We start from the raw sequence: 11919 nt of genomic DNA on the forward strand, positions 1-11919 counted from the left end.
AGGCAAACATGGCAGAGAGCGCGCGACAGAGACCTGCGTCGCATGAGGATCAGCCGCCCGTGACACTTACCCGCCCGATCGCCGTCATCATCCTTGCCGCGGGGCAGGGGACGCGGATGAAATCGTCCTTGCACAAGGTGCTGCACCCCGTCGCGGGACGGCCCATGCTGCTGCACCTGTTGGCGAGCGCGAGCGAATTGCAGCCCGAGCGGCAGGTCGTGGTCGTGGGTGCCGGGCGCGAGCAGGTGGAGCAGGCGGTTGCGGACACGGGCGTCACCGTGGCGGTGCAGGCACAGCAACTTGGCACAGGACATGCCGTGGCCCAGGGGCATGACGCGCTGGCGGGCTTCGCGGGCGACGTGCTGATCCTCTATGGCGACGTGCCGCTGGTGCGCCCTGAAACGATGCGCGCGATGATCGACCGCCTCAATCGTGGTGACGAGCCGCGCGCCGTGGTGCTGGGCTTCCGGCCCGATGACGCCGCCGCCTACGGCCGCATCATCGCCGACGGGCAGGGCATCATCGAGAAGATGGTGGAATATAAGGATGCGAGCGAGGCGGAGCGCGCCGTCACCCTGTGCAACAGCGGCCTGATGGCGGTGCGGTCCACCGACCTGTTCGTCCTGCTCGACCGCATCGGCAATAATAATGCGGCGGGCGAATATTATCTGCCCGACATCGTCATGCTGCCCGGCGGGCAGAGCGCGGTGATCGAGACCGAGGCGTGGGAGGTCGCGGGCGTGAACAGCAGGATCGAACTGGCGGGCGTGGAAGCGGTGTGGCAGGCGCGGCGACGGGCCGAAGCGATGCAGGACGGCGTGACGCTGATCGCGCCCGACACCGTCTTCTTCGCCCATGACACGGTGCTGGGCCGCGACGTGGTGGTGGAGCCCAATGTGGTGTTCGGCCCCGGCGTCAGCGTGGCGGACGATGTCACCATCCACGCCTTTTCTCACCTGGAGGGTGCGACCGTGGAGAGCGGCGCGGAGATCGGCCCCTATGCCCGGCTGCGTCCCGGCGCGGAGATCGGCCCCAGGGCCAAGGTCGGCAATTTCGTCGAGATCAAGAAGGCGCGGCTGGACGAAGGCGCGAAGGCCAATCACCTGTCCTATATCGGCGACGCGCATGTCGGCGCGGGCGCGAACATCGGCGCGGGCACGATCACCTGCAACTATGACGGGTTCCTCAAATATCGCACCGAAATCGGGGCTGGAGCGTTCATCGGGTCGAACAGCGCGCTGGTCGCGCCCACCAGCATCGGCGCGGGCGCCATCGTGGCGGCGGGCAGCGTGGTGACCCGCCCGGTCGAAGCGGACGCGCTGTGCCTGGTGCGGCCGGAGCAAGTGGAGAAGCCGGGCTGGGCGGTGCGTTTCCGCGAGCGGATGAAGGCAAAGAAGGCCGCCGCCAAGGGATGAGCTTCGTCCGTCGACGCCCATGGCTGACGGCCTTGCTGTGCCTGCTGCTGGCCGTCATTGTCTTCGTCGGGTGGCTGTTCGCCAATGCGCGGGCGATGCCAGTGGTGCGGCAGGCGGAGATAGCGCTGCCCTTTCCCGCAGACGCGCCGCGCCGTCCGGTACGGATCGCGCTGATGACCGACACGCACATGTCCGGTCCCGACAACAGCCCGGAACGGATGGGGCGCATCGTGGCGCAGATCAATGCGCTGAGGCCCGACCTGATCCTGCTGGGCGGCGACTATATCGGTGACGACAAGGGTGCGGCGACCTATGATGCGTCCGCCAGCATCGAACCCTTTGCCGGGTTGCGCGCGCCTCTGGGCGTGGTCGCCGTGCTGGGCAACCATGACAGCAAGAGCCGCAAAAATCGCTGGCCCTTCAGCGACAGCGTATGGACCGAGAAATTCGCGTCGCTCGGCATCACCCTGCTTCAGAATGGTGCGGTCAGGCGCGGACCCATCGCGGTAGGCGGGCTGAAAGACCCCTATACCCGTCATCCCGACATCGGCGGGACGCTGGCCGCCATGAAGACGCTGGGCGGCGCGCCGGTGGTGCTGGCGCATGGCCCGGATATCTTTCCGCCCCTGCCCGACCAGCCGCTGCTGACGATGGTGGGGCACACCCATTGCGGCCAGGTCGCCTTTCCTATCCTGGGCGTCACCTATGTGCCGTCGAAATATGGAACGCGCTATGCCTGCGGCCTCTTTCGCGAGGGCGACAAGACCCTGATCGTGTCGGGCGGCGTCGGCACCAGCGGGCTGCCCATCCGCATGTTCGCGCCGCCCGATATCTGGATCGTCACCGTGCGGCCTGCATGAAATTCTTTTCATGCGCCCGCCATGGCGTTGTTGCGCACGGGCCGTTAATGGCATGGCGATAAAGCCGCCCTATATGGGCGCATCCCTATCCACTGGCTTCCACGGGGCATTCCGGCATGTGCGGCATCATCGGTATCATCGGCAAGGACGACGTTGCGGGACGGCTGGTGGACGGGCTCAAGCGGCTCGAATATCGCGGCTATGACAGCGCGGGCGTCGCCACTGTGCATGACGGCACGATCGACCGCCGCCGTGCCGAAGGGAAGCTGGGCAATCTGGTCCGCGAACTAAGCGACGCGCCGCTGCCCGGCACGACCGGCATCGCCCATACCCGCTGGGCCACCCATGGCGCGCCGACCACCAGCAACGCGCACCCGCATTCGACCGGCGAAGTGGCGCTGGTCCACAATGGCATCATCGAGAATTTCAAGCCGCTGCGCGAGGAACTGATCGCGCGCGGCCGCACCTTCGACAGCCAGACCGACACCGAAGTCGTCGCCCATTTGGTCAGCGAGAAGGTGGAGCAGGGCGCGTCGCCCATCGAGGCGGTGCGCGACGTGCTGCCGCGCCTGCATGGCGCCTTCGCGCTTGCGATCGCCTTCCGCAGCCATCCCGACCTGTTGATCGGTGCGCGGTTGGGGTCGCCGCTGGTGGTGGGCTATGGCGACGGCGAGACGTTCCTGGGGTCGGACGCGCTGGCGCTCGCGCCGCTGACCCAGCGCATCGCCTATCTGGAAGAGGGCGACTGGGTCGTCATCACCGCACATGGCGCGGAGATTTTCGACAAGGACAACAACCCCGTCGAGCGGCCGGTGACGATCAGCGGCGTTTCCGGCGCGATGATCGACAAGGGCAATCATCGCCATTTCATGCAGAAGGAAATCTACGAGCAGCCTGTGGTCGTCGCCCAGACGCTCAAAGCCTATCTGCAGCGGATGGATGATCGCGTGTCGCTGCCGATCCCGGATTTCGACCTGTCGGCGATCCGTCGCGTCACCATCGTCGCCTGCGGCACCAGCTATTATGCCGGGATGGTCGCCAAATATTGGTTCGAACAGTTCGCCCGCGTGCCCGTCGATATCGATGTGGCGAGCGAGTTCCGCTACCGCGCGCCGGTGATGGAAGATGGCGGGCTGATGATCGTCATCAGCCAGTCGGGCGAGACCGCCGACACGCTCGCCGCGCTGCGCCATGCCCGCGAGGAGGGACAGAAGATCGCCGCCGTCGTCAACGTGCCGACCAGCACCATGGCGCGGGAGGCGGACCTGCTGCTGCCCACCAATGCCGGGCCGGAGATCGGCGTCGCATCGACCAAGGCGTTCACCTGCCAGTTGGCCGTTCTGGCCGCCTTTGCCGCGAACCTCGCCCGGGCCAAGGGGCGGCTGGACGCGAAGGCGGAGAAGGAGCTGGTCCGCCACCTCGCTGAAGCGCCCGCCGCGATCAACGGCGCGCTCGCCTATGACGAGGCGATCGAGGCGATGGCGCATCATATCGTGCCGGCGCGCGACGTGCTCTACCTGGGGCGCGGGACGGACTATCCGCTGGCTCTGGAAGGGGCGCTCAAGCTCAAGGAAATCAGTTACATCCACGCCGAAGGCTATGCCGCGGGCGAGATGAAGCATGGCCCCATTGCCCTCATCGACGAACTGGTGCCGGTGATCGTCATCGCGCCGAGCGGGCCGCTGTTCGAAAAGACCGTCAGCAACATGCAGGAAGTGCAGGCGCGCGGCGGCGAGGTGGTGCTGATCTCCGACTATGACGGGGTGCAGGCTGCGGGCGAAGGGTGCCTTGCCACCATCACCATGCCCAAGGTCCACCCGCTGATCGCGCCGATGGTCTATGCCGTGCCGGTGCAGTTGCTGGCATACCATGTCGCGGTGCTGAAGGGCACGGACGTGGACCAGCCGAGGAACCTGGCGAAGTCGGTGACGGTCGAATAGGGAGGCGGCGCGGCCGCTCCTGCGAAGTTCACACCGTTGTGCCACGCAAAAGCGTCGAATCTCCCGCGACGCTCTCGCGAAGCGTCCCGGACGCCTCGCCGACGCGTCCCCGAAGCGCTCGCGACGCCTCTCCTGTACTGGCCGGATAGGGGATGGCGCGTTGGGCGGGAGGGTCGGGAAGCGGGACATGCTGCCGGTGGATCATGGCGGCGGCGGATAGGAAAGGGCGCGTTGGGCGGTGTGGGAGGAGGCAAGCGGGATGCCGGGTCAGGCGCGGCATGACGGGGGTGATGGTTGGTTCTCGGGCCATTCTTAGCCGTTCAAATGTGAATGGCCGATGCTTCGAAGCAGACATGTAGATTGAGTGATAAGACGCGCACCTAGGCGAATATGTAAAACAGGCATGCTGCCAAAATGCATAAGTTAAACGAGGAATACACGTAGAACTTGCTGGCACTTTCCCGTTTGACCGCCTCGGATTTAGTCCATAGTATTAAAATCATACGATCGTTCTTAAAGCCAGACCATATTTCATAAGCGCAATAAGCTGCACCGGCGATTGCGAAAATGATCAATATGCCGTTGGGCTCTGCCGTGTTCATCTCATATGTGTAAGCCGAAAGCAGACCTTCCGCAAACCACCCCAACTCCGTCACCCCAGCGGAAGCTGGGGTCTCAGGAGATGGCGTGCATCATGGCCTGAGATGCCAGCCTGCGCTGGCATGACGGGATAAGGGCCGTCTGCCCCTATCTCACCCACCGCCCGGCGAATTATGCCCGCCGGCCGGCACCGGGCCGCCGCTGGGGGCGTGGCCGTGGTCGGGGTTGCTGTCCCAGTCGATATGGTAGAGGTCGAAGCGGCGGTCGCGCAGGTTGCGGACGGTGCCTTCCGCGCGCGCCCAGCTCAGGTCCGCGAGGTTCACGTCCGCCATGGTGAGCGTTTCGACATTTTCGGTCGATTCCGCCGCGATCCCGTCTCGCGCGAAGGGAAGGTCGCAGGGGGTGAGGATCGCGCTCTGGGCGTACTGGATGTCCATATTGTCGACGTTCGGCAGGTTGCCGACATTGCCGGACATGACGACATAGCATTGGTTTTCGATCGCGCGGGCCTGCGCGCAGTAGCGCACACGCATGTAGCCCAGGCGCGAGTCGGTGCAGAAGGGCACGAAGATGATGCGCGCGCCCTGGTCCACCAGCCGGCGGGCGAGTTCGGGAAATTCGCTGTCGTAGCAGATGAGGACGCCGATCGGGCCGCAGTCGGTCTGGATCACGTCGAGCGCGTCGCCGCCCTTGATGTTCCACCAGAAGGCTTCGTTGGGCGTCGGGTGGATCTTCTCCTGCGTATGGACGGAGCCATCGCGCAGGGCGACATAGGCGATGTTCTGGATGTCGCCGTCGTCGGCGCGGGTCGGGTGGGAGCCGCCGATGATGTTGATATTATATTCGAGCGCCATCCGCGTCAGCTCCTTTGTCAGACGCGGGGTGTAGCCGGTGAGCTTGTCGATGGCCTCGACGGGCGAGAGCTTCTTCTGCTCGAAGGAGAGGAGGGGGAGGGTGAAGAGTTCGGGAAAGACGATGAAGTCGGAGCGATAGTCGGCGGCGACATCGACGAAATATTCGATGTTGCGGATGAATTCGTCGAAATCCTGCACCGCGCGCGCCTGCAACTGGCAGGTGGCGAGGCGGACGCTTTCGACGCCGCGCGGCACCCGCATTTCCGGCGCTTCGTCCGGGTTCACATAGGGGTTGCGCCAGACGAGGTGGGCGGCGTGGCCGTCCGACTGCTTGTCCTCCGGCAGGTAGTTTTCCAGCACGCCCAGCGGCTCGAACTGGTTCTTCAACTGGAAGCTGATGACCTGATCGCGCAGCTTGCCCTGGACCACTTTTTCCAGATAGTCGGCCGGGCTGCCGGCGCGGCGCTTGGCTCTGGCATAGCCCGGCATCCGGCCGGCGATGACGATGCCGTGCAGGTCCAGTTCCTCGGCCAGTTCCTTGCGCTCGTCATAGAGGCGCTGGCCGATGCGCAGGCCGCGCAGCTTGGGATCGACCGCCATTTCATAGCCATAGAGCCACTCGCCCGCCGCGCTGTGCCGCGTGCCGAAGCCATTGGCGGTGATCTCCTCCCAGTCATGGTAGGAGAAGGCCATGCCCTTGCTGACTCGCATCGTCGCGCAATAGCCCACCACCTTGCCGTCATAGAGGGCGACGAAGCAGCCGCCGGGGAAATTGTTGATCTGGCCCCGGATCGTCGCCAGCGAATAATTGGGCATGCCGGGATAGGCGCGGGCGATCAGCCGCTGGATGCCGCGTGCGTCGCCGGGCACGGCGGCACGGGTTTCAAGACGTTTCTTGCCGGTGGTGGTCATCGATCTTTCCGCTTCTGGCAGGCAAGGAAAAGGCGGCGTCGGATGATCCGGCGCCGCCTCGTTCCGTTAGCGTATTGAAACCGCGGTGGCCGCGATCAGTTCCGCCCGGTCAGTTCCACTTGCCCATTTCGGTTTCGAGATTGACGCGGATCGCCTCGAAGAACTGCTCGGTGGTCATCCACGACTGTTCCGGGCCGATCAGCAGCGCCAGATCCTTGGTCATCGCGCCGCTCTCGACGGTCTGGATGCAGACCTTCTCCAGCGTTTCGGCGAAGCGCACGACATCGGGCGTCTCGTCGAACTTGCCGCGGAACTTGAGGCCGCCGGTCCAGGCGAAGATCGACGCGATCGGATTGGTCGAGGTCGCCTTGCCCTGCTGATGCTGGCGATAGTGACGGGTGACGGTGCCGTGCGCGGCTTCGGCCTCGACCGTCTTGCCATCGGGCGAGAGCAGGACGGAGGTCATGAGGCCGAGGCTGCCGAAGCCCTGCGCCACCTGGTCCGACTGGACGTCGCCGTCATAATTCTTGCACGCCCACACGAACTCGCCGCTCCACTTCAGCGCGGAGGCGACCATGTCGTCGATCAGGCGATGTTCGTAGACGATGCCGGCGTCCTTGAACTTCTGCGCGAAGCCCTCGGTCTCGAACACTTCCTGGAACAGATCCTTGAAGCGGCCGTCATAGGCCTTGAGGATCGTGTTCTTGGTCGAGAGATAGACCGGCCATTTGAGGTTGAGGCCGTAGTTGAACGATGCGCGCGCGAAATCGCGGATCGAATCGTCCAGATTGTACATCGCCATGGCGACGCCCGAGCCGGGGAAGTCGAACACTTCGCGGTCGATCGTCTCGCCATTCTCGCCTTCGAAGACGAGGCGCAGCTTGCCGGCTCCGGGCACCTTGAAGTCGGTCGCGCGATACTGGTCGCCAAAGGCGTGACGGCCAACGACGATCGGCTTGGTCCAGCCGGGGATGAGGCGCGGCACGTTGGAAATGACGATGGGTTCGCGGAAGACGACGCCGCCCAGGATGTTGCGGATCGTGCCATTGGGCGACTTCCACATCTGCTTGAGGTTGAATTCCTCGACGCGGGCTTCGTCCGGCGTGATGGTCGCGCACTTCACGCCGACGCCATATTGCTTGATCGCGTTGGCGGAATCGATCGTGATCTGGTCGTTCGTCTCGTCGCGCTTTTCGACGCTGAGGTCGTAATATTTGAGGTCGATGTCGAGATAGGGGAGGATCAGGCGCTCACGGATCCATTCCCAGATGATGCGGGTCATTTCGTCGCCGTCGATCTCCACGACGGGATTCTTCACCTTGATCTTCGCCATGCGCCTGTTTCGCTTTCCTGTCTCGGGTGGTTTTATGCGCCCGCCCTAAGGAAAGCGGCGGCAATGTTCAACTGTTGGGTTCAACCCCTAGGTTCAACAATCGAGCGCGCGCTATCTGCCCCGGCGGGAGCCATGGGCGGCATCGGTCGTTGTCAGGGGACGAACCTCTCCCTAAAGACGGTGCCCATGGAAAATGACGAGATCACGATCGCCGCGGGCGGCAATGTCAAATGGCGCTGGCCCTCGGTCCATCCTGAAGGCATGAAATTCGGCCTGATCGCGGTCGCGATCACGGCGGTGCTGTTCCTGCTGGGATGGGATGTGGTCGGATGGCTGATGCTGATCCTCACCATCTGGGTCTTCGCCTTCTTCCGCGATCCGGTGCGTGCCGTGCCGCAGGACGAAGGGGCGATCATCGCGCCCGCCGATGGCCTGGTCACGCTGATCCAGCGGGTGCCGCCGCCGCGCGAGATGGCGGGCGCCAGCGGCCTGGGCGACGAACCGTTGATCCGTGTGTCGATCTTCATGAGCGTGTTCGACGTACATATCAACCGGACGCCGATCGGTGGTACGATCAAGTCTGTCGTCTATATTTCCGGCAAGTTCCTGAACGCCGACCTGGATAAGGCGAGCGAGGATAATGAGCGGCAGCATATCCTGGTGGAACGGCATGACGGCGTACGCATCGGCTTCACGCAGATCGCCGGGCTTGTCGCCCGCCGCATCGTGCCCTTCGTGAAGCCGGGCGACATGGTCGCGGCGGGGCAGCGCATCGGCCTCATCCGCTTCGGCAGCCGCGTCGACGTCTATCTGCCGGCCGGCACCGCGCCGCGCGTGATCCTGGGCCAGCGCACGATCGCGGGCGAGACGATCCTGGGCCAGATCGGCGACCGGCGCGTGGTGCCGGGCATCCAGCAGTGAGCCGCTATCGTCGCACCGTGCCGCGTGGGCTGCGCCGGGGCATTACCCTGCGCATGGTCGCGCCAAATGCGGTGACGGCGATGGCGCTGTGCTTCGGCCTGACGGGCGTGCGCTACGGCATATCGGGCGAATGGGAGCGGGCGGTGCTGTCCATCCTGTTCGCGGGCGTGCTGGACGGGCTGGATGGCCGGATCGCGCGACTGCTGCGCGGCGAGAGCCGGTTCGGGGCGGAGCTGGATTCGCTGTCCGATTCGATCGCCTTCGGCGTGGCGCCGTCGCTGATCCTCTATCTCTGGTCGCTGCATGCGATGCCGAAATTTGGGTGGATATTCGCGCTGGCGCATGCGCTGTCCTGCGCGCTGCGGCTGGCGCGGTTCAACGCCAATATCGACGCGGACGAGCAGCCGCATAAGTCGGCTGGCTTCCTCACCGGCGTTCCGGCCCCGGCGGGCGCGGGCCTTGCCTTCGTGCCGCTCTATCTGTGGCTGGTGACGGGGCAGGAGATATTCCGCGCCTGGTATGTGGTCGCGCCATGGACCGCCTTTACCGCTTTCCTGATGATTTCCAGCATCGCCACCTATAGCTGGTCGGCGCTGCGGCTGCGCAAGCGGATCAGGCTGGAGGCGATCGCGGTGGCGGGGCTGCTGGCGGCGCTGCTGGTGACCGACCCTTGGCTCACGCTGCTCATCATCTGTGGGGGCTATGTCGCGCTGATCCCCTTCGGCGTGATGTCCTATGCGAAGGTCAAGCGGCAGCGCGAGAGCGCGGCATTGCCCTCGACCGCCGGATAATCCTCAGGCGGCGAGAACGGTTGTGGGAAGCGGCGCGGGGCGGGGCGCAGGGGCGGCGACCCGGGGTCGGCGGACGCGGATATGATAGACGGCCGGTTCCTGCGGTATGGGCTGGAACAGCAAGGCAGCGACCATCTTGTCGCGATAGGCCGCGAACATCCAGGCCATGGTGCCGGCCGCCATCAGGAAAGCGGCGGAAAACAGGGTCGCTGCAACAAGAGTGAACATGTAAGATCACTTTCCATCTTGCCATTTGCACGGCATGTCTCAGTATGACGGTGTAAACTGGCGTTAACCGTTTTTGTTCCGTCTGTTCCCCTTATGTTCTCGTTCGGAACAGAGGTCAACCCTTGCCATCGCTTTTTTTCGCGTCTATGGGCGCGACCATTCCACATGGGAATCGCCATATCCGGTGCCGACGCCGCCTTTAAGGCGCGCTTCTTCGGTTCCTGATTCCCAGAGGTAGCAACCGGAAGGAGAAAGACCATGGCGGCACCTGTCGTCACCATGCACCAATTGATCGAGGCTGGCGCCCATTTCGGCCACCAGACCCACCGCTGGAACCCGCGCATGAAGCCGTACATCTTCGGCGAGCGCAATGGCATCCACATCCTTGACCTCAGCCAGACCGTGCCCCTGTTCGGCCGCGCGCTCGACTTCGTGTCGGCGACCGTCGCCGCCGGCGGCAAGGTGCTGTTCGTGGGCACCAAGCGCCAGGCGCAGGATCCGATCGCGGAAGCCGCGCGCAAGTCGGGCCAGCATTTCGTCAACCACCGCTGGCTGGGCGGCATGCTCACCAACTGGAAGACCATTTCGGGCTCGATCAAGCGCCTGAAGACCCTTGAGGAAAAGCTGTCGGGCGACACCCACGGCTTCACCAAGAAGGAAGTCCTTCAGATGACGCGCGAGCGCGAGAAGCTGGAGCTGTCGCTGGGCGGCATCCGCGACATGAACGGCATCCCCGACGTCATGTTCGTGATCGACGCCAACAAGGAAGAGCTGGCGATCAAGGAAGCTAACACGCTGGGCATCCCGGTCGTCGCGATCCTCGATTCGAACGTGTCGCCTGACGGCATCGCTTTCCCCGTTCCGGCGAATGACGACGCCAGCCGCGCGATCCGCCTCTATTGCGACGCCATCGCCGCCGCCGCCACCAAGGGCAACCGTGGTGCGCAGCAGGCTTCGGGCGTCGATCTCGGCGCTCTGGATGAGCCCGAGGCCGAAGAGGTTGTCGCCGAAGCCTGAAGGGCGTCGCGATACTGCAAGATTGGCAGGGTAGGGCGCGCTCTTCGGAGACGCGCCCTCCCGCATATTTGAACCACCCGAAACATTTAGGAGCCGAAACATGGCCGAGATTACCGCTGCCGCCGTCAAGGAACTGCGCGACCGTTCGGGCGCGGGCATGATGGATTGCAAGAAGGCGCTCACCGAAGCCAATGGCGACATCGAGGCCGCGACCGACTGGCTGCGCGCCAAGGGCCTGGCCGCCGCGCAGAAGAAGTCGAGCCGCACCGCCGCCGAAGGGCTGGTCGGCGTTGCCGTCGCCGGCACCAAGGGCGTCGCCGTCGAAGTGAACAGCGAAACCGACTTCGTTGCGAAGAACGACCAGTTCCAGGACTTCGTCCGCACCGTGGCGCAGATCGCGCTCGAAACCGGCGCGGCCGATGCCGAGGCGCTGACCGCAGCGGCCTATCCGTCGGGCGGCACCGTCGCTGAAAAGCTGGTCGCCAACATCGCCACCATCGGCGAGAACCAGAATGTCCGCCGCGTCGGCCATGTCGAAGTAAGCCAGGGCGTGGTCGTGCCCTATGTCCACAACGCCGCCGCGCCGGGCCTGGGCAAGATCGGCGTGCTCGTCGCGCTGGAGGGCGATGCCCCCGCCGACGTGCTGGAGCCGCTGGGCAAGCAGCTTGCCATGCACATCGCCGCCGCCTTCCCGCTGGCGCTGTCGGCGGCCGACATCGACCCGGCGCTGCTGGAGCGTGAACGCGCCATCGCCGCCGAGAAGGCTGCCGAGAGCGGCAAGCCCGCCGAGATCGTCGCCAAGATGGTGGACGGCGCCGTCGCCAAGTTCGCCAAGGAACAGGCGCTGCTGAGCCAGCTGTTCGTGATGGACAACAAGACCCCGGTCGCGGACGTCGTCGCCAAGGCGGCGAAGGATGCCGGCAAGTCGATCACGCTCAAGAGCTACATCCGTTTCCAGCTGGGCGAAGGCATCGAGAAGGAAGTCAGCGACTTCGCGGCGGAAGTCGCGGCCGCCGCCGGCGCCTGATCGGCCCGACAGGCAGGATCA

10 protein-coding genes are annotated in these 11919 nt (G+C 64.8%); 7 read left to right on the forward strand and 3 right to left on the reverse strand.

The genetic code is table 11. The annotated features are described in order from the left end of the window. Positions 1-116 precede the first annotated feature (116 nt). The 3 genes from glmU (at position 117) to glmS (ending at position 4215) form a co-directional block, all read left to right on the forward strand. Entirely contained in the window at positions 117-1415 is a 1299-nt protein-coding gene (glmU, locus tag ACFQ24_RS20035) for a bifunctional UDP-N-acetylglucosamine diphosphorylase/glucosamine-1-phosphate N-acetyltransferase GlmU (RefSeq protein ID WP_380915426.1), read from the forward strand. Then, the gene (locus ACFQ24_RS20040) at positions 1412-2275 is read left to right on the forward strand and encodes a metallophosphoesterase (protein ID WP_380914500.1); all 864 of its coding nucleotides are present in this window, start codon (positions 1412-1414) and stop codon (positions 2273-2275) included. The genes glmU and ACFQ24_RS20040 overlap by 4 nt, the downstream gene beginning before the upstream one ends. A gap of 116 nt (positions 2276-2391) precedes the next feature. Then, positions 2392-4215 (forward strand): glutamine--fructose-6-phosphate transaminase (isomerizing), encoded by a 1824-nt coding sequence (gene glmS, locus ACFQ24_RS20045; protein WP_380914502.1) that lies wholly within the window; start codon positions 2392-2394, stop codon positions 4213-4215. A 752-nt stretch (positions 4216-4967) separates the two neighbouring features. On the opposite strand, the gene ACFQ24_RS20050 is transcribed toward glmS, so the two are convergent. Both ACFQ24_RS20050 and ACFQ24_RS20055 read right to left on the reverse strand, forming a co-directional pair. Then, the gene (locus ACFQ24_RS20050) at positions 4968-6581 is read right to left on the reverse strand and encodes a GNAT family N-acetyltransferase (protein ID WP_380914504.1); all 1614 of its coding nucleotides are present in this window, start codon (positions 6579-6581) and stop codon (positions 4968-4970) included. 109 nt (positions 6582-6690) lie between these two features. Further along, positions 6691-7914, reverse strand: coding sequence for an NADP-dependent isocitrate dehydrogenase (locus ACFQ24_RS20055; RefSeq protein WP_380914506.1), 1224 nt, complete (start codon positions 7912-7914; stop codon positions 6691-6693). A 186-nt stretch (positions 7915-8100) separates the two neighbouring features. On the opposite strand from ACFQ24_RS20055, the gene ACFQ24_RS20060 reads away from it, so the two are divergent. Together ACFQ24_RS20060 and ACFQ24_RS20065 are read left to right on the forward strand one after the other, a co-directional pair. Continuing rightward, positions 8101-8835 carry a phosphatidylserine decarboxylase gene (locus tag ACFQ24_RS20060; protein WP_380914508.1) on the forward strand — a complete coding sequence of 245 codons (735 nt, stop codon included), beginning with the start codon at positions 8101-8103 and terminating at the stop codon, positions 8833-8835. 53 nt (positions 8836-8888) lie between these two features. Continuing rightward, positions 8889-9626 (forward strand): CDP-alcohol phosphatidyltransferase family protein, encoded by a 738-nt coding sequence (locus tag ACFQ24_RS20065; RefSeq protein ID WP_380915427.1) that lies wholly within the window; start codon positions 8889-8891, stop codon positions 9624-9626. A gap of 3 nt (positions 9627-9629) precedes the next feature. Here ACFQ24_RS20065 and ACFQ24_RS20070 read toward each other — a convergent pair whose 3' ends face one another. Continuing rightward, a complete protein-coding gene (locus tag ACFQ24_RS20070) occupies positions 9630-9854 on the reverse strand; it encodes a hypothetical protein (RefSeq protein WP_380914510.1) in 225 nt (74 codons plus the stop codon). Between the two features lie 258 nt (positions 9855-10112). On the opposite strand from ACFQ24_RS20070, the gene rpsB reads away from it, so the two are divergent. Together rpsB and tsf are read left to right on the forward strand one after the other, a co-directional pair. Further along, positions 10113-10871, forward strand: coding sequence for a 30S ribosomal protein S2 (gene rpsB / locus ACFQ24_RS20075; protein ID WP_066762505.1), 759 nt, complete (start codon positions 10113-10115; stop codon positions 10869-10871). A 100-nt stretch (positions 10872-10971) separates the two neighbouring features. Beyond that, a complete protein-coding gene (gene tsf, locus ACFQ24_RS20080; protein WP_380914512.1) occupies positions 10972-11898 on the forward strand; it encodes a translation elongation factor Ts in 927 nt (308 codons plus the stop codon). Positions 11899-11919: the final 21 nt, after the last annotated feature.

The sequence above is a fragment of the Sphingobium olei genome (genome assembly GCF_042678845.1).
GTDB lineage: Bacteria > Pseudomonadota > Alphaproteobacteria > Sphingomonadales > Sphingomonadaceae > Sphingobium > Sphingobium olei.